This is a genomic window from Vibrio sp. NC2, assembly GCF_025195005.1.
Taxonomy (GTDB): Bacteria; Pseudomonadota; Gammaproteobacteria; order Enterobacterales; family Vibrionaceae; genus Vibrio; species Vibrio splendidus.
Map to the genome: position 1 here is coordinate 33,244 of NZ_JANVFC010000025.1, position 19,448 is coordinate 52,691.

The following is a 19,448-nucleotide window of genomic DNA, read 5'->3' on the forward strand; positions in this document are numbered from 1 at the left end:
TAATTTCTTTGAGCAGCTAGCCTGCTTGGCTAGCTACTGTGTTAAGTAGTTAATGAATAAGTTGAATCATCAATTGGCTGATTCGATGTTGATTACGAGATTTTGGTAATTAGGTTGATGATGATCGGACCCCATAAGGTGAGGAAGATATTGGCAACCGCATAAGTCATCGTGAAACTCGGTACTGGTGTGCTGTTTTGTGTTTTTTCTAGTAGCGATGCGAATGCAGGGTTTGCACTGCGGCTACCCGCGATAACCGCTAGCGCTTCTACTGGGTTTTTGATTTTGAGTACGTAGTAGTTGAATAGGAACGTCAGTACTTGAGGAATTAGAGTAACCAACACACCCAGCAGTAAGAGCGTTATGCCATTCTCTTTGATTGCCGTCAGCGCTGGAGCGCCTGCATTAATACCAACAACCGCAACAAATACTGCAAGGCCGAATGTCTGCATAAAGTTGGCTGCGCCGTGGTTAACACTGCCTAAACGAGGTGTACGCATTCTTAGGTAGCCCACAAGTAGGCCGGAAACCAGACAACCTAAACCTGAACCTAGAGCGATATGAGAACCACCGATAGTGAAACCAATCTCGCCAATCAGATAGCCAAGCACCATACCGAAAGACATTGTTACGAAGTCAGTAACACTAGGCAGTGGGCTGTTGTAGCCAATTTTTTTGATGACTTTAGCTATGTCTTCTTTTTGTCCAACTAAGGTGATTTCGTCACCAATGTGCAGTTCAGTTTCTGGCAATGTCGAAATATCATGGCCCATGCGTGATAGCTGAGTGATATAAACACCACGACGAATACGTGCGTTCGTTTCATCGTGAAGCTTACGTAGCGTAATACCCGCTAGTTTCTTATTCGTGAGTACGACCTTCTGTTGTGTTTGGACAACATTGCTTTCTTCACTAAATTCACCGAGTTCGATACCCAATGAGGTCACTTTAGGAAATGCCTGAGTCAGACCAGTAAGGTAAACTTTGTCACCCGCCGCTAAAATAGGGTTCTTCGCCAAATCTAACGTTGATTCTGTGTCTTGGTGTGAGCGGTAAATAGCTTCAATTGTGAGGTCGGCATCGAATGCTTCTTCTAACTCGACAACACTTTTTCCAACAAACATAGAGTTCGCGGTCACTTGATAAGCACGAGAAGATACGCGGTTCAATGCAGAGAATTCACCCTCGTTTAGCTGCTTGCTGCCAGCGCCCATTTTTTCCGCAAGCTTCTTCGCTTCTTTGGTTATGTTCCAACCCATTACCATTGGAATGAGTGACATCATTAGAATCGGACCAAGAGAGCCGAAGATGTAGGTGATCGAGTAACCCACAGCCACGTTTGTTTTAAGTGTTGAGGTGATATCTGGCGCTAGGTTCAGCTGATCGATAGCATTACCTGCAGTACCTATGATTGCCGATTGTGTTAAGCCACCAGCCGCAAGGCCCGCCGCTAAACCTTTATCTAGTCCTGCCCATTTAGAGAGCAACACAACCGTGATTAATCCTACAAACGTCATCACAAACGAAGCGAATAAGCGTGTTAGAGATGAAAGACGGAATGACGAGAAAAACTGCGGACCGCCGTTGTAACCCACCATAAAAATAAATAAAGCAAAGAAGATGCTTTTTACTTCGTTAGAGATCGCGATACCGCCGATCTGACCAAGTGCTACAGCGACAAGCAGTGAACCTGCGATTCCACCTAATTCAAACTTACCGATTTTAATTTTACCGATTAAGTAACCGAGACCGAGTGATAAAAAGAGCGCTATAAACGGATAGTCTCTAAGTTGTTCAATAATAAATGACATAGTAATCCTTGAATGAAATAGCATCATCATTGACTCGCTATTTCATTTTTTAATTTGGTTTAACGTTTGATTAAGCATTAATCAACATTTGGTTGATGAACTGATCTAATGCTTTATTTTTAATAATCTGGGCTTCATCCAGTCTTCTACTTTTTATGATGCAGTCGCGATGATTTTTTATGGTCATGCATTTTATCTTTGTGATGTTTATCATGATGACCATCAGAATGGTGATTGACTAAATGCTTATGACCTTCTGGGTCGCCACCATGTTGACCAGAATGAGAGGGTTGATGTTCTCTATATTCTAAATGGTCTTTATTATGTTTATGGGTAACATCTTCTCCATATATACGTTTCATCTTTTCTTTAATAGCGACTTTAGTGTGATTAATTTGATTCGACATAGTTAACTCTTTTATTTGTTTAAGGAACGATGAGAATTATATCGATCGAGAAAATAGATAAATCATGTTCAAATAAAATAGCAATAAAACAAAAATTGAGTGTTGATTGATACTTTCATGGTAACTATCTGATTTTTAGGGTTTGATTTTTATTTTATATAAGATTTGGTGGATGTTATATGAGTTTGATTTATTGGCAGTGTCGATAGATAGAATGACCAGACTTAAAAAACAAGGTGAACACATGAGTAAGTATAAAGGCGTTATTGTCGGGTCAGCTCTTTTTATATTACTGTCTTTTGTATTTGGCTTTCATTATGTAAAAGGTGAAATGATCAAAGAGAAGGTCGCTAATTTTAAATTGCCAGCTATATCTGTAACAACGGAAAAGGTAAATCAAGATACTTGGGATAAAAGTTTAAAAGTCATTGGTAACATTCATTCTAATCAATCTATTGATGTGACGAGCCAAATGTCAGGCCAAGTAAAAGAGATTCTATTTACTTCAGGTCAGCAAGTAAATAAAGGTGATGTTCTTGTTAAATTGGATGATGCGTTATTGAAGTCCAACTATAAGAGCCAGCTATCCAAAGTTGAATTGGTAAGAGTCGAATTGATGAGAAATAAATTGCTCCTTAGAAATAACAGTGTTTCAAAAAACTCGGTTGATAAGCTACAAGCTCAATTTAATGCTGAAGGTGCAAAGCTGGAATATATTGCTACGCAAATCGACTACATGAAAGTGAAAGCGCCATTTTCTGGCAGCGTTGGGATTCGTAATATCGATGTGGGTGACTTTATTAATTCAAGTACAGCGATTGTCGAGCTGGAAGACAAATCAAAGCAATATGTCGATTTCTCTATTCCAGAGCTTTATTTACACGATGTGAAGGTAGGGCAAGATTTACAGTTTTATTCAGAAGCAACGAACGACGAAGTCTTTCACGGCACGATTTCTGCCATTGAACCGAGCTCAGACAGCAACACGCACAATATCGAATTGAGAGCCATGGCTAACCAAGCCGTGCCTTTAGAGGCGGGTATGTATGTCGACGCTACCTTAATCACATCGGAATCGGACACTATCGTGGCGGTACCTTCTGTTGCGATCAGTTACACCTTATATGGAAACACCGTGTTTGTGTTGGATACGTCGACGAAAAAGGCGAGCGAACATTCGAGCAACGATGCATCACCATTTTACGAGTACAAGGTTGTGCAGCGCACTGTTGAAGTCGGCCCCAAACAAGGCGGTTATGTTGGTGTGGTTTCGGGCTTGAAAGAGGGGGATGTTGTTGTGACTTCAAACCAACACCAACTCAAGAATAGTGGATGGGTTCTGGTTAATAACCAACATCCGTTGATTACTGACAAAAGTACTAAGCAAAGTAACTAGGAAACTCCCATGACATTTACTGATGTATTTATCAAACGTCCAGTTTTGGCTACGGTATTAAGCCTTGTACTGTTGGTGTTAGGTCTTAAAGCTTTTACCTCACTGCAAGTGCGCCAATATCCAGAAATTGAAACGGGCGTTATTACCATTACAACGAGTTATCCAGGTGCCAGTGCATCCAGCGTTCAAGGGTATGTGACGCAGCCACTGCAGGCAGAAATTGCTCAAACAGCGGGCATTGATTACATGACATCGGATAGTGCTCTGGGTAAGTCGGTTATCACGGTTTATTTGAAGCTAGGGTATCCGTCGGATAGTGCTTTGACCGAAATTTTGTCTCTCGTGCAGCAAGTGAAATATAAGCTGCCGTCGGGTGTATTGGACCCGAGCATTCTTAAATCGACGTCTCAATCTCCGATCTTATATGTTTCATTTTCGAGTGACACATTGAAGACGGAGCAAGTCTCGGACTATGTGAGCCGTGTGGTTAAGCCGACTTTCTCTACTGTTGAAGGGGTGTCAAAGGTCGACATATTGGGGCAAGAAGATTTTGCAATGCGAATCTGGCTGAACCCTCAACGACTGGCTTCATATGGTCTGACGGCTGAAGATGTTCAAAACGCGCTTCGTGCAAATAACATTGTGAGTGCGGCGGGCAAGTTGCAAAACCCTTATATCGAAGTTGATATTAACGCTCATACCGATTCAAGTTCGGTAGACGATTTCAAGAACATGGCTTTGAAAGCGCATGATGGGCAACTTGTGCACTTAAAAGATGTGGCGACGGTTGAACTAGGCGCAGCAAACTATGACTCAGACGTTGAATTCAATGGTGTGACTACCGTATCAACGGCGATCAGCAATACGGCAACATCGAACCCATTAACCGTTGTTGAAGGCATTTACGAATTGCTTCCACAGATCCAAGCAGGCTTACCTGAAGGTATTAAAGCGGATGTAATCTATGACTCGACTAAGTTTATCGAAACCTCAATTGATGAGGTAGCGAAAACCTTAATCGAAGCCGCACTGATCGTAGTCATCGTTATCTTCGCCTTTTTGGGCTCAATGCGAGCGATGTTGATACCACTTGTAACGATTCCTTTGTCATTGATTGGCTCTATGTTCTTCATGTTGAGCATGGGCTTCAGTATTAACCTGTTGACGCTGCTTGCCATGGTATTAGCAATATCGCTGGTGGTTGATGATGCCATCGTTGTTGTGGAAAACACCTTTCGTCACTTAGAAGATGGCACTAGCCCAATTAAGGCTGCAATAGACAGTGCTCGTGAAATTGCAGGCTCGGTTATTGCGATGACCATTACATTGGCCGCAGTGTATGCGCCGATTGGTTTCATGGGAGGACTCACCGGTAAGCTGTTTACTGAGTTCGCATTCACTTTGGCGGGTTCAGTACTCATTTCGGGTTTCATCGCCTTAACGCTAACGCCGATGATGTGTTCAAAACTGCTTAATAAATCGGTTCTCGACGGAGAACTGGTTAAGAAGATCGATGCAGTGATTGAAGGCGTAACAGAGCGCTACCGAAAAGTGCTCGAACATGTGTTGAACAACCGTGTTTATATTTGGCCAGTGGTAGGAACGTTACTGATCAGTCTGGTGTTCATGTTTATGAATACTTCATCTGAACTGGCACCTGAAGAAGATCAGGGCGTGATGATTGTGATGGGACAAGGTCCTGCACAAGCGAATACTGATTACATTCGCCACTTTACTCCGGCTCTGATTGACTCTATCAGCAAGAACGATGAAGTCGAAATGACCATGCTAGATAACGGTTACATGAACAACAATGCATTCTTTGGCTTGGGTGTATTGAAAGATTGGGATTCGCGTGACGCAACGGCAAAAGAAGTAATGCAACGTTTCGAAAAAGAGAGTTCTGTATTACCGGGTTTGCAGGTGTACACCTTCTCTCCACCGGACTTGCCAGGCACACCGCAAGGCTTGCCATTCCAGATGGTTCTGAAAACGCCAACGGGTTCTTATCAGGATCTCTATCAGTACGCTGAAAAACTGAAAGAGTACGCGCAGAAGAGTGGCAAGTTCATCTATGTGCAAAACGACCTGAATTTTAATAAGCCACAGGTAGAGATTCGCATCGACCGCGATAAAGCTGCTCAGATGAACGTGAACGCACAAGACATCGGTACCGTGTTGTCTCGCTTTATCAGTGAAGGCTTCGTGAATTACTTCTCGATGGATCAGCGCAGCTACCAAGTTATCACTCAGGTACCTAACGAGAACCGTAACTCTTGGGATGACTTGAAGAACTACCACGTACGCTCTAACACCAATGAGATGGTACCGCTGGCATCATTGATTGAAATTAGCCAGTCAGTACAGCCATCGAAAGTGGATCAGTTTCAACAGCTTAATAGCGCCATGATTGAGGCAAAAATGATGCCGGGAATCAGCATCGGTGAAGCTTATAAAGTGATGGAAGAAGGCGCGGCGAAGATATTGCCTAAGTCTTACAGCACGGATACATCTGGCCAGTTACGTCAGTTCTTGCAAGAAGGCTCGTCATTAGTAACGACGTTCTTCCTAGCCTTGGTGATCATCTACTTGGTATTGGCAGCGCAGTTCGAAAGTTTGCGAGATCCGCTGGTGGTACTCACCAGTGTGCCACTGTCGATCTTTGGCGCCTTAATGCCACTGTACTTGGGCATTGATACGCTCAACATATACACCGAAGTGGGGCTGGTGACCTTGATAGGCTTGATCAGTAAGCACGGTATTTTAATCGTTGAGTTTGCTAACCAAATGCAACAGGAATTGAAATGTAGCCGACGCGAGGCCGCTATTCGTTCAGCGACTGTTCGAATGAGACCAGTATTGATGACCACAGCTGCGATGGTTGTCGGTGTCGTACCGCTGCTTATTGCAAGCGGAGCCGGTGCTCAAAGCCGTTTCTCGATTGGTTTGGTCATCACGGTTGGTATGTCGGTGGGCACATTATTCACCCTGTTCGTTGTGCCAACGATATACACCTACTTGGCTGCGGATCACCGCGGGCAAGAGCAAGAAGTTTAGTCCGTTATCTGGCTGCTAACGTTACGCGGCCAATACACATAGAAGTTTAATCAACACGAGTCCCATTTTATGAGCCTTATCGCTCAGGGATTCGTGCACTCAAAATTTAGAAAACTAGAGGTTCACATGAAACTACATTACCTATTCCCATTGTTCGTTTTATTCACTGCTGGCTGTTCAAGCAACATGCCAGATAAACAAGAAATCCAGAGCGTCGACTCAAATCATTATTTTATTGATAGCCAGTTTGATGATGATAGGAAAGGCGTTTCTTGGATAGCGAAAGACAGCGCGTCACTTCACTTTAATCAATTTGAATTTACAACCGTTAGCATGAAAAGCTCGGGTGTTGATCAGCATGTATCAAAGGAGGTTCAGTCTCAATTTAAAGCACAGATCCATAGGAAAATGGATGAGAAGTTGGCTGAGAAATTACAGGGCTACAAGAACGTAGTTTTGGAGAACAAGGAGCTTGATATTAGCGTGAAGTTATATGATATCAATGACATTCCTGAAGACATGCGTGTGACTGAGTTTATCCCAGTAGGTTCGGTTATCGGCGCTGTAAAATACGCAGCAGGTACTCGTGATCGCTCTATTCGTATATTGGCGAGTGTGGATCTGAAAGATCATGATTCATCTCAGCTCATTGGTCGCCGTATTTTCGTCGTGAACGATAATGGCGTACTTGAGAACGACAAATCAGAAATCACCATTGAGATGCTTGATAAAAACGTTGAGCAAATTACTCAGCAAGCGGTCGACTTTGCGTTTGAAGTGACTTACCAAGATAAAGACCAAGGGTAGAGTGATGCGAGCTCGTAAACAGAACAGCGCGAGTAAACGCCTTGGGGTTGGTGTAAGGCTAGCTGGACACAAAAACACGCTTGCTCTACTGGCTATTGGCCTCGTTGTGAATGCTTCAGCGTATGCCAATACTAGCGGTGTTGATGAACGAGCAAGCTATGAGCAATGTATTTTGTCTTCATTGGCCAAAGCAGCCAATCAACAAAGTATTGAGTGGTTAAAGCAGCAATGCGCATCCCAAGAAGCCGCTACATCAAACAAAACACCCGAAAATAAGTTCTCGGGTGAAACCAGCGAAGATGGTTTAGACTCAATCAGCGAAAGTGCACTGGAGTCTAAAGTCCCGCGATTGAAGATGGAGTACACAACTGAAGATAACCCGTTTGTTATAACGCCTTATCGTTTGAACTACATTTTGCCAGTGACTCATATGACCAACGTGAATACACAGCCCTATGGGGATGAGCGATTCGGAGGTAAAGCGGATGACCTCAGCGATGAAGAGATCAAACTGCAGTTAAGTTTAAAAATCCCAGTGGTCGAAGATGGTGTGTTTAATCAAGCAGATAAAATCTATTTTGGTTTTACGCTCAAATCATTTTGGCAGGCGTACTCTTCGGATATCTCAGCACCATTTAGAGAGACTAACTATCGCCCAGAGATCTTTTACGAAACGCCTTTGAACATCGAGTCAGCTGATGGTGTGTGGTTTTCGCGTTTGGGTTTAGAGCATGAATCTAACGGACGAACGGCAGAGCTTAGTCGTAGCTGGAACCGCGCTTATGTTGGGCTAGGGTATACCGAAGATGACTTTGCGGTTTATTTCCAGCCTTGGTACCGAATTCCTGAGTCGAGTAGTAGCGATGACAACCCTGATATTCAAGACTATCTCGGTCACTATGAATTGTCTGGCGCCTACAAATGGGATGGTTTTGAGGTTTCAGCATTGGGTCGCTACAACTTTCAAACCGGGTATGGTGGAATACAGACATCACTCAGCTTTCCTCTGTATGGCCGGCTTCAAGGGTATGTCCAGTACTACAAAGGCTATGGAGAAAGCTTGATTGATTATGACTACAACAGTGAAAGGATTGGTGTGGGTATTCTGCTAACTAATGCCTTATAGCGGTTATCGCTTTTTTATCAACGATTGAGCGATTAGCGATTACTGATTTCTGTGAGAGAAAAACACACACCGCCTAAGTAAGCGGTGTGTTTTCTATATTAATAGCTAACGGCTAATAGCCTATAGTTAATAGTTAATAGTTAAGAGCTGTTAATCATTGGTTGATACCTAATTTGGATTCAATCTCGGTGATGTTACTTTTGAAAAACAGTGTTTGAGCGACTTTCAAAACCACAGGGTGGCCAGATTCTAATATCGCTTCATAGTAATACTCTTCCGCCATTGAAGGGTTGCCTTGAGATTCTTCAATTTTTGCCAAGATAATCATAGACATCACACTGTATTCATTCCTCGGAATCAAGCTCAGATAGTATTCGGCTTGGTCAGGGTTATCTTCAGTGAGGAAGTAGGCTGCTAACGCGTCATAGACTCGATAAGAGTTAGCATTGTTCTGAGCATTGAGTAACTGTTTTTTGAATTTCTTATTGAGCGCTTCAACCTGCTTATTCTTATTCTTCGATCTCATTATAAAAATGTCGGCAAGCTCATACATGTAACGGTTCGACATAACGAAGTGGTTGTCGGGTTCTAGCTCATTGGCTTGGGCGATCTTAGACAAGGTGTCGGTTCTGTCTAACGTCATGAAGGTGAGCCCGAGCGCTTCAAGGGTGAGCTTTAAGGCTTCTTCTTGTTTGGGTAACTCAGAGATTTGCTGCTTCAATATCGATTTTTGAATATCCAAATTAAATGAATCCAATAGATCATCGAGCATTGAACGCATGGTCGTGTGGAGTGACGCCGGGTCAATCAGGTAATCTCGACCTAGGTGTCTGAAATTAGAAATTCGGTTGAAGTAGGTGATATCAAGGTATTCTCTATCACCATCAATTTCACTCTTGAAACTAACCACGTTGGCTGAATTCGGCACCAAGGTTTCATCGACTACGACACGAAAATCGCGATAGGTGGTCAAGTAGCTCATTAATTTATGAATGATCCCACGCTTAAAGGGATCCGTCTTCAAGTTGTCATCGATACTTACGTAGATGTATCTAGGCTCTAAAGATAAGTAGTGCACAGATTCGTGTGCTTTGTGGGCATCTAGGTTTTGACTGTCTGCTGTTTGATTAAGACGATTTTGTTCCGTTGATTGATTTGAGTCAGCGAGTGGTTGGTTTGATTCATTAGCGGCGGTATTTAAACTGCTCAAATCGAAGGCGTCCGATGTAGGGCTGGTCGGTTTTAACATCCACCAAATAAGTCCAAGCGCAATAACTATAGCGCCCCCAAACATCACAGCACGAGACGTTCTTTTCTGAGGTTTATTTTCTGCGATAGGCGCTTGTTTGTCGTTAGCCGTCTTATTTACAAGTGGCTGTTGAACGGACTGTGCTGTACTCGAATTGGTATGGCTTGGATCGACATAGCTCGAATCGCTAGGTCTCGAAGCGCTAGGTTGTGGATCGCTAGGTTTCGAAGCGCTAGGTTGCGGATCAATAGGCTGAATAGGCTCTTGTGAAGCAGGTTTTTCTGAGGTTGCATCGATTGAACTCTCTTCAGATTCTTCGAGTACGGTTTTGGCCTCTGAGCCTTGATCGCTTATTAGGTTCTCACCAGTAACCGATTCTGCTTTTGGTTCAACTTGTTGTTTTTTATCCTCATCCAAAACTGGCGATGTATCTGGTGCGTCTGATTGAGTTGAAGGAAAGGAACCAAAAGCATTAGGTGCATGATTCATGTCTGTAACTGATACGGTATTTGTGGTGACACTTGCAGGTACTAAGATGGTTTTGTGGACATCAACATCGAGTTTATAACCGCGTTTGGGCACGGTGATGATGTGCCCCATTGAATGTCGTTCAGCCGCTTTGAGTATTTTGCGCAGTTCAAAAATGGCTTGCGTGATCACCTGATCCGTCAAGATTGAGCCATTCCAGACTTCATTAATCAGCTCATCTCGTGAGAATACGATCTTAGGATTTTGGCAGAAAAAGTTGAGTAGCTTGGACAAGCGATTGTCGATGATCACGTCTTCATCATTCATGATGAGTTTGTCTTCATCAGGAATAAATAACCACACGTCGAAAGAGTATTGAATGCGTTCTTTTTTCATAACCACCGAAACTAAGTCATTGTATTAAAATTACTTTAGTAGACATGTTTGGGCAATTCAATTAACCAATGTCTAATTATGATAAGTGGTCGTGCTTTTGAGCGGATTAGTGAGTGCCAGCAAAAAAATAAAAATAATATTGAGACTTATTCTCATTTGTCGATCTCGATAAAGGAACGGTTTAAATTGTCTGGTTAGTATCACTACAACATGAATATTATGAGGTTTTTTATGAGTACGGTCGTTGTATGGGGAGCAGGAAGTGGACTGGGTGCTGCAATTGTTGAGCATTTTCACAAACAAGATTATCAAGTGATAGCGATTGCGAGAAACCCAGAGAAGAACACGCGCTTGGCTGAACTTGGTATGACCACACTGCGTTGTGATGCTACCGATAAAGAACAGGTTGAATCTGTGGTCGCTCAGTTACCTAAATCGACACTGGTCGTTTCTAGTATGGGCAGCTTCAGAGCTGACATTCCCGTTGATTACATTGGACACCGACATCTTACTGATGCGCTTGAAGCCAATGGTATCGCTCGATTTGTACTGGTAACGTCGCTAGGTTGTGGTGACTCTTGGCAGTATTTGTCGGAGCGATCTAGAAAAGGGTTTGGCGCAGCGGTTCGTGAAAAGTCGTTGGCTGAAGCTTGGCTAACCTCGAGTTCTCTGGATTACACCATCTTACGTCCGGGTGGCTTGTTAGACGGCGAGGAGACTGGCAACGGTGAGCTGTCCCAGCAAGTCGAAGTTCATGGTGTGATTTACAGACAAGAAGTGGCGCGCCTTATTGAAGCCTTGTTAACCAATGAAGCGAGCATTGGGCAGATCTATCAGTGTGTTGATCCTACGGTTCAATATGGATAACGCTGTTAAGTCTGATTTTTAGTAAAGCCTTCAAGCTATAAAGCTATAAATCTATAAAGCTATAAGCTTATAAATCCCTGAAGTCGTTTAGCTAAACTAAGCGGCTTTTGTTTGCTTCCTTTGTTCTCTCTAATTCCTGCCTTTCTATACTTTTGCTGTCTCTTTCTGCCTTTTTCTCATATGAGAGTGCCGCTCTCTTAATCTAGATTAAGTTTTCCCTAGTTTATTCTCTGTAGTATCCGCCTGAATCAGTGCCCATGCTTGATGGGTAACTCGCGTAACACGATTTTGAGAGGAAGACACTTGAGCACTTTGTTTACAGAAACCCACATTGGCAAGATGACACTAAAGAACCGCTTCATGAGAAGTGCGACGTGGGAAAATATGGCGACAGAAGATGGCCATATGACAGATAAACTTTACGCTATCTATGAAGAGTTGGCTCAAGGTGAAGTCGGCCTGATCGTGACGGGTTACGCGAACATCGTTGAAGAAGAAAAGCCGAATGCGGGCATGATGGGTATGTATAACGACTCATTCATTAAAGAGTATCAGAAGCTGACTCAACTGGTGCACGACAACGACTCTAAAATCGTGATGCAATTGGCTTATGGTGGCACCAAAACCACGTATGATCTTGGCGAACGAGTGATCTACGCACCAAGTGAGGTTCCAGAAAAAGGAACTCAAACTCTAGGTAAAGCGATGACCAAACGCGAGATCGACTACATTGTTGACGCCTTTGCTCAAGCGTCTCTGAGAGCACAGAAGTCAGGTTTTGATGGCGTTGAAATCCATGCTGCTCACACTTACCTGATTAACCAGTTCTTAAGCCCTTACTACAACCAACGTGAAGATGAATACGGCGGCAGCTTAGAAAACCGCATGAGATTTTTGTTAGAGATCTATACTGCGACGCGCAAGCTGGTGGGTGATGATTTCCCTATCTTAGTTAAGCTCACAGCTTCGGAGTTTTTTGAAGGTGGTGTCACCTTCGATGAAACACGTATTGTCTGTAAAAAGCTTGAACAAGTGGGCGTGGATGGCATTGTCGTGTCAGGTAATATTCATGGTAAAGCAGACACTATGATTGGCGAGTCGCACGATGGTTTTACCATTCAAGCTGAAGGCTACTTCCATGAGTATGGTCACGCGATCAGCCAAGACGTTAATATCCCAGTGATCACGGTTGGTGGATTGACGGATTTCGATGCCATTGAAGCCATCGCAAACAACACGGGCATTGCGTACTTCGCGCTTTCAAGACCGCTGCTTTCTGAACCCCATTTAGTTAAGCGTTGGAAGGAAGGGGATAGAAGCCCTGTTGAATGCGAACGATGCTCCAAATGTCGTACTAAGCGCGGTAACTTTTGTGTGGTGAATAAAGACAGAAAAGCACAGCTTGCTCGAATGTAGTCGCTGAACCCAGCTCCAAGCGTGAGCCGAAATTTATAGCGAGTCTAAGTTTGAGCCTGTGTAATCGCGCAGGCTCTTGTTTATGCCGTATTCCACGAAACGATATTTGAAACCTTATTAATCACATCTTCCTGTCAAATTGGTGCGACTAAACAGATACACTACGCCTGTAAATTATCCAACCAAGTTATCGATAAAAACTGAGCAAACTTTGAAACTACTTCCTCTTCTTAAGCAACCTCGAATCCACTGACGCCTCTTTAGTTTTAGCGACATTGCTATGATTTAAGCGTGATACTCACTATTAATCCCAGTGAACCCTGTGTTTATAGGGCGTTAGTTTGTGCACCTTGGATTTGCATCGTCGAACATTTTGATAGTTAACGAATAAAACTAAATAGATCATTCAGAGGTAAAAATGCAAAAGAAGCATTGGTCCAAATTCGAGTTGCTGCATGAAGTCGTAACCAACCCCAATATTCATGTAAAAGGTCAACACAGTTATTACAGCGATTGCTGGGATAATGGTTTTGAACAATCGGTAGTGCGCTATTTACACGGCGACGAAGTCAGCCGTCAGTGGGAGCCTCGATGGGAAATCGACGAACTCTATATCGGTGATTATGTCTGTATTGGCGCAGAGGTCGTGATTTTGATGGGTGGCAACCATACCCACAGAGTTGATTGGTTTTCGCTGTACCCATTTATGGATGTCATCGACGATGCCTACATTGGCAAAGGTGGCACTCACATTGAAGATGGGGTGTGGTTAGGCATGCGAGCGATGGTGATGTCCGGTGTGACGATTGGCGAAGGCGCTGTGGTTGCAGCGAATAGTGTGGTGACTAAAGACGTCGCTCCATACAGCATTGTCGGTGGTTCTCCAGCTAAAGTCGTCAAATACCGCTTTGATGAGTCCGTTATTGACGAACTCATGTCATTCAAAATATACGAGTGGCCCTCAGATAAATTTGAAGCGCTGAAACCGTATTTATGTAACTCAGACTTTTCAAAGTTAAAGTAGGCGATAACGGATTACGACAATTGTTTGTAAGGAGCGCTTGTAACGAGCGTTTGTAAGGAGCGTTTTTAAGGTACGGGTATAGCCATAGATTTGTGTAGAAAGATCTGTGTCATATTTATATTGAAAAACACGTTAAATCAGTCCGTTACCTTGCAATACTCAACATGGTGTACCAATCTTATTTCATAAGCATGGATAAGGATTGTGTATGCCCGCAAGTTCAATGAAAAACAAAGGGGTGGTGGGGAAAGTCCTACTGCCTTCTTTACTCATAAATCTTCTCTCTCTCGCCGTTCCGTTAACGGTTTTACAAATTTACGATCGTATTTTACCTAACCAAAGTTACGGTACTGCCACTTTGTTGTTGGCGGGTGCAGCGTTGGCTGTTGCCATGGAAGCATTGATCCGGTTTGTGCGTACTTGGCTTTTGTCAGCCGCGGCCAGCAATACCGAGAAAGCGACCTATCAAACCTTGGTTGAAAGAGTAACAACGGCTTCATCAGGCCATCTCCGCCACATTGGTGTTGGCGGCGTGGAAGAGGGGCTTGGTTCTGTATCCAAAGTCAAAGATTGGTATTCCGGTGGTGTGATTGCAGGCTTTATTGATTTGCCTTTTGCCTTGATCTTCTTGGGCTTGGTGGCTTACATCGGCGGTGAGCTGGTGGCGATACCTTTGGCAGTTTGGCTGATTACTCTCGGAATTGTTTGGTTATCTTCTATTCGCGTTAAAAGCTTAAGTGAAGAAGCTTCCCAAGATGAGCAGGAGCGAAAAGCCTTCTTGATTCTACTTAGCCAAACCATTCAGGGAATCAAACGCCAGGCTGTTGAGTCTCGAATCTTCAATCAGTTTAAATCCCTCAATAACGTTCGCTCTCAGTCTAAAGCGAGAGAAGAAGAACAGAACGCCTTCGCCCAAGAATGTATTCAGCTTGCTGCATTAGCCACGTCAGTTTTACTCGTGATTACGGGGAGCTTATGGGTGTTGGATGGTCAGTTAACTACTGGTGGCTTGGCGGCATGTTCTATCTTATCGGGCAGAGCCGTCGCACCTTTAAGTGCTTTGGTGGGAGTTCGAATTAAGCTTAATTCAATACACAGTGCTAATCAGGCAATAGAAAAATTGAGTGACTTGTCACTATCTGATTTTTCAGGATCTGAGCAAGTTGAGAACCACTTATCTGACTTTGAGACGTTGGAAATCAAGCAAGCGACCGTTGAAAGATACGGTGAACTCTCTCATGCAGATGTCACACTGAATAAAGGTGAGTTGATATTGTTAGAGAGTGAGGATCGCCACACCAACAGTCATTTATTGTCGTCGATTGCAGGTATTGATGATCTAAAAGCGGGTGAGTGCTTCATTAACGGAGCTGCAGTTTCAATCGCATCCGTAACCAATATTGTGGCCTACTGTGGCGTTAAAGGGCAGTTGGTGTCGGGTACTATTCTCGACAACTTGTGTGGCTTTGACCCTGAGAAAACGCAAAGCGCCAGTGACTATGCAAAGCGTTTGGGTTTAACCAAAGAGATTACTCGATTACCCGATGGGCTCGAGACACAAATTGGCCATACGAGTGCTTCTTTGTTGAGTATGGGTAACGTGAAAATGCTCAATATAGCGGCTCAATTGGCAAGTGATAAACCCATAATCATGTTGGAAAGGCCGGATTCTTCACTTGATTTAGACGCCCTTGGGAATCTAGCTAAGGTGTTGGAGGAAGAAGTAACGGCAGGACGCACGATACTGATGGTGAGCTACCATTCGAAGCTTCGCGAATTGGCTAATCGAATCATTACAGTGGAAAGTCGAGCTATTACGGTCGACAGCGAGAGCAATCAGGAGGCCGTCGTATGAATCGTTTAGATATTGGTAACCCTTCAGGTACGAACAACCGTGCAGATACCAGCGGTCGACAAGAGGTGATGAATCATTTAGAAACCGAGAGCCTTTCCGTTCTTAAGCAGTTGGAAGTTAATGCTAATATCCAGTTGTTCGCACATCAATGGGTCGATGAAAATGGCATTGAATCAATCGACGATATGTTTGCCTTGTTCGACAGGCTTGCACTGCCTTATCGCTTGGTTGCCAACCTAGATGAAGTTGGTGAACATAAATTGGTCTTACTGGTACTTGGTGAACATGAGCTGGTCTCTGGTCATTTAGAATCCAAGCAATTTGTTGCCTTTAATGCCAATGACGACATTACCCAGATCCCACAGTTTTGCATCGTTATCGAAGGGCCACCATTAGAGAAGGCCTCTCCTGATTGGGTTGGCGAAAGGTTACATGCGTTTCGTCCCATCATTCCTAAATTGTTGTTGGTCAGCTTTATCACTAACTTATTTGCGCTTGCTGTTCCCTTCATCACGATGTCGATTTATGACCATGTGATTGGCGGTGATGCAGGGCATGAGTTGCAAGGCATCGCTATTGGCGCGGCGTTGTTGTTTGTGATGATGGGTTGGTTGAGAACATTACGTAGCCGAGTGTTTGCTTCAGTTTCCAACCGAGTAAGTCGTGAGATTTCTCAATCCCTCGTGCAGCGTCTGCTTCGTAATAGCTATGCTCAAAATCAGCAAACAGCTTCTTCTAGTCAGCAAAACCAAGTGATGCTGTCGGAGCGTATTTCAGGTGTGCTATCGGGGCCATTAGGAAATGCGCTGTTTGACCTACCATTCATTCTTATTTTTGTACTTGCGATAGGTGTTTTAGGCGGATGGTTGGTACTGGTTCCAGTCGTCTCTTTAATCCTTTATTACTTGCTAGCAAAACGCTCGATACGCTCTAGCAGCAAGCGCTCTATGCAATCGACAGTGGCAGGCACGAATCGTCAAAACATGACTAATGAGCTGTCATCCAAGCTTGCCTTTATTCGCAGTGCTGGATTCTCAGAGCACTGGATTCAACGTTTCAAAAAGGCCAATCTTCTTGCTTCAACAGTGACCTTTAATCAATCGGTTCTCCAGAGCCGGTACACCTCGATTTACTATTTCATTGGTGTGGGGTCGACACTCGCCGTGATGGGGTTAGGAATAGGACTTATTTTTGAACAAGTGATGACGCCCGGAGGTTTGATTGCTTCAATGATGTTGATATCTAAGGTGACTGGCCCAGCTCAGGTGTTGGCAAACAGCGCGATGCGTTTTAATAGCTTTAATCAATCCAAGCTGCAAGTGAACCGTATTTTGTCTCAGCCGTCTGAGCGTGAATTCAGTTACCAGCATCACCCGTTACCTGTGGTAGCGCCTAACTTGAAATTAGACCAAGTGACACTGCGCTATCCCAAACAGAGTCGCCCTGCCTTGAATGGTGTGAGTTTTGATATTGAAGCCGGTGAAATTGTCGCGATTACCGGCCCTTCTGGGAGCGGTAAATCAACATTAATTGAAGTGCTGTCTGGCTTGCAGCCTATCCAAAACGGCATGGTTGAGCTTGAAGGCGTTAACCTCGTTCAATACGATCCGCAGCTTTATCGCCACTGGTGTTTCATTCGAGCCGCATATCCTGATTTGCTTACGCTGAGTATTCGAGAGTGGCTAAACGACGGTCACAAAGTCGAAGATCAGAAAATGATCTCTGCAATTGAAATGGTCGGTGGAAAGCGTTGGTTCGAGACATTATCAGGTGGGCTCGATACTTCCATCAGCAGTATTCAGCCGGACAGCCTTTTTGACATGTTGTCTGGGAGCGTCGCGCAGATTCTCATTGACGCGAAAGCGCTGGTTTATGACTACCCAATGTTCTTAATGGATAATCCTGTGCCTGATGCTCACCCAAATGCTAAACGTATATTTGGTGAGTTTGTGCAATCGAAAAAAGGAAAAGCAACGGTGATTTACACGTCCCACGATCCGGATTTAATCAAGCTTGCCGATAAAGTGGTGGTATTAAATGAAGGTGCAGTGGTTTATGCCGGTCCATTAGAGTCGGAGCAGTCTTCGAAGCAGGAACAGCCTTCAGAGCCTCAAGCTTCTCAAGAACCGCAGTTATCTGAGCAACCGTTATCTCAAGAGCTACAGCCGTCAACTCAAGAGGCGTCTGCTCAACAAAATACAGCCCAACAAGAACAATCAGAGTCTAAGCAAGGAGTCGCTAATGACTAAACAATCTATCGAGAAGGGCAAGCGCTACGGTGAACTTGTTGAATCACAAAATACGGCTCGTACATTGGCACTGGCCACATGGTCGGTTGCCTTATGTGTTATTGCTTTTGCCACTTGGTCTGTAGTCACTCAAGTTGATGAAATCGCCAAAGCCAAAGGTGCTGTGATTCCAGAAGGCGAGAAGCAAGTATTACAAAGTGCGATTGGCGGTAAGTTAAAGCAAATTCTCGTTAAAGAAGGGCAGTTGGTTGAGAAAGGCCAGCCGCTTGTTGAGTTTGATGCCACTTTCCAGCGTACCGCCCTTGAAGAGCTAAAGTCCCAACAAGTGACGCTTCTAGCCAGTGTGGAACGTATGAATGCGCTGCTTGAGCAGCGTGAGCCTAACCTTGCTGAGTTTGAGGTCGATTACCCAGAGATCGTCAGCCAACAAAAAGCGCAGCTGAACGCGCAAAAAGCCCTCTACTTCCAAAAGCGTGTGGTGCTTGAGAAAGAGAGCGAGCAAATTGCAGAACAGCTTCGTAGCGTAGAAAAGGCCTTGCCGAGTTATGAGAAAGAGTTAAATGCGACTAAGCAAGAGTTGAACATACTGGAGAAGGGTTATAAAGCGGGTAACATTTCACGTTTACGTGTGCTTGAAATGCGACAAAAATTGGCCAGTATCGAACAGAAAATCGAAGAAGCTCGTGGTAAGAAGTCGGTATTGATTAGACAAGCTGACAGTAATGACCAAAAAATCATACAGCTTCTGGCGGAAGCGAAAGCTAAAGTGAGCGATGATCGTTCTAAAGCCGTCTCTGACTTGTCAGCCCTGAACGCCAGAGTACGTTCAAGCCAAGCGAAACTGACCAACACTATGTTAGTGTCGCCGCTACAAGGTTTGGTGCAAAGCCTGCCAAGTACACAGAACGGAGGTGTTATTCAGCCGGGTGGGACAGTGGTTGAAATTGTTCCTGTTGGTGGGAAAGCAGACTTTAAAGCGCGTTTGTCACCAAGAGATATTGGTTTTGTGAGTGTAGGGCAGCCGACTCGTATCAAGATTGATGCGTTTGATTACAGCCGCTTTGGGGCATTAAAAGGGGCGGTTGAGAGTATTTCACCGACCACAAGTCAAAGCGAACGTGGCGAGATCTATTATGAAGTCGTCGTCTCGGTGGATGTTCCTTATTTCCGTGATAATCCGGAGAGCTTTTCTATCTTGCCAGGTATGACGGGCGAGGTAGATATTACAACCGGTGAGAAGTCCGTTTTCCAGTATTTATGGAAACCGATCTACACCAATGTCAGTGTCGCATTTGGTGAAAGGTAATCGTTATATAGAGT

Annotated in this window: 13 protein-coding genes; 10 read left to right on the forward strand and 3 right to left on the reverse strand. The window is 44.1% G+C overall.

Features of this window, described 5'->3' with window-relative positions; genetic code table 11:
* Window positions 1-92 precede the first annotated feature (92 nt).
* Both aspT and NX845_RS21030 read right to left on the reverse strand, forming a co-directional pair.
* A complete protein-coding gene (gene aspT / locus NX845_RS21025) occupies window positions 93-1,811 on the reverse strand; it encodes an aspartate-alanine antiporter (protein WP_102495055.1) in 1,719 nt (572 codons plus the stop codon).
* Between the two features lie 146 nt (window positions 1,812-1,957).
* Window positions 1,958-2,218, reverse strand: coding sequence for a hypothetical protein (locus NX845_RS21030; protein ID WP_017081481.1), 261 nt, complete (start codon window positions 2,216-2,218; stop codon window positions 1,958-1,960).
* A gap of 172 nt (window positions 2,219-2,390) precedes the next feature.
* On the opposite strand from NX845_RS21030, the gene NX845_RS21035 reads away from it, so the two are divergent.
* The 4 genes from NX845_RS21035 to NX845_RS21050 all read left to right on the forward strand — a co-directional run bounded on the left by NX845_RS21035 (window position 2,391) and on the right by NX845_RS21050 (window position 8,604).
* The gene (locus tag NX845_RS21035; protein ID WP_017094760.1) at window positions 2,391-3,614 is read left to right on the forward strand and encodes an efflux RND transporter periplasmic adaptor subunit; all 1,224 of its coding nucleotides are present in this window, start codon (window positions 2,391-2,393) and stop codon (window positions 3,612-3,614) included.
* 9 nt (window positions 3,615-3,623) lie between these two features.
* Window positions 3,624-6,671: an efflux RND transporter permease subunit gene (locus tag NX845_RS21040; RefSeq protein WP_260257115.1), complete on the forward strand. Its 3,048-nt coding sequence runs from the start codon at window positions 3,624-3,626 to the stop codon at window positions 6,669-6,671.
* 126 nt (window positions 6,672-6,797) lie between these two features.
* A complete protein-coding gene (locus NX845_RS21045; RefSeq protein WP_260257116.1) occupies window positions 6,798-7,478 on the forward strand; it encodes a DUF3313 family protein in 681 nt (226 codons plus the stop codon).
* A gap of 4 nt (window positions 7,479-7,482) precedes the next feature.
* The gene (locus NX845_RS21050) at window positions 7,483-8,604 is read left to right on the forward strand and encodes a phospholipase A (protein ID WP_260257117.1); all 1,122 of its coding nucleotides are present in this window, start codon (window positions 7,483-7,485) and stop codon (window positions 8,602-8,604) included.
* 154 nt (window positions 8,605-8,758) lie between these two features.
* Here NX845_RS21050 and NX845_RS21055 read toward each other — a convergent pair whose 3' ends face one another.
* Entirely contained in the window at window positions 8,759-10,717 is a 1,959-nt protein-coding gene (locus tag NX845_RS21055; protein WP_260257118.1) for a winged helix-turn-helix domain-containing protein, read from the reverse strand.
* 231 nt (window positions 10,718-10,948) lie between these two features.
* Here NX845_RS21055 and NX845_RS21060 point away from each other — a divergent pair, with 231 nt between their 5' ends.
* From NX845_RS21060 to NX845_RS21085, 6 genes are all read left to right on the forward strand, one after another.
* Window positions 10,949-11,584 (forward strand): SDR family oxidoreductase, encoded by a 636-nt coding sequence (locus NX845_RS21060; RefSeq protein WP_260257119.1) that lies wholly within the window; start codon window positions 10,949-10,951, stop codon window positions 11,582-11,584.
* Between the two features lie 303 nt (window positions 11,585-11,887).
* Window positions 11,888-13,000, forward strand: a complete 1,113-nt coding sequence (locus NX845_RS21065) for an NADH:flavin oxidoreductase (protein WP_260257120.1) — start codon at window positions 11,888-11,890, stop codon at window positions 12,998-13,000.
* A 418-nt stretch (window positions 13,001-13,418) separates the two neighbouring features.
* A complete protein-coding gene (locus NX845_RS21070) occupies window positions 13,419-14,024 on the forward strand; it encodes a CatB-related O-acetyltransferase (RefSeq protein WP_260257121.1) in 606 nt (201 codons plus the stop codon).
* Between the two features lie 208 nt (window positions 14,025-14,232).
* Window positions 14,233-15,879 (forward strand): ABC transporter ATP-binding protein, encoded by a 1,647-nt coding sequence (locus NX845_RS21075; protein ID WP_065681744.1) that lies wholly within the window; start codon window positions 14,233-14,235, stop codon window positions 15,877-15,879.
* On the forward strand, window positions 15,876-18,128 hold the full coding sequence (locus tag NX845_RS21080) for a peptidase domain-containing ABC transporter (protein WP_065681745.1): 2,253 nt from the start codon (window positions 15,876-15,878) through the stop codon (window positions 18,126-18,128). The genes NX845_RS21075 and NX845_RS21080 overlap by 4 nt, the downstream gene beginning before the upstream one ends.
* Window positions 18,121-19,434 (forward strand): HlyD family type I secretion periplasmic adaptor subunit, encoded by a 1,314-nt coding sequence (locus NX845_RS21085; RefSeq protein WP_017077554.1) that lies wholly within the window; start codon window positions 18,121-18,123, stop codon window positions 19,432-19,434. Before NX845_RS21080 ends, NX845_RS21085 begins: the two co-directional genes overlap by 8 nt.
* The last annotated feature ends 14 nt before the right edge of the window (window positions 19,435-19,448 follow it).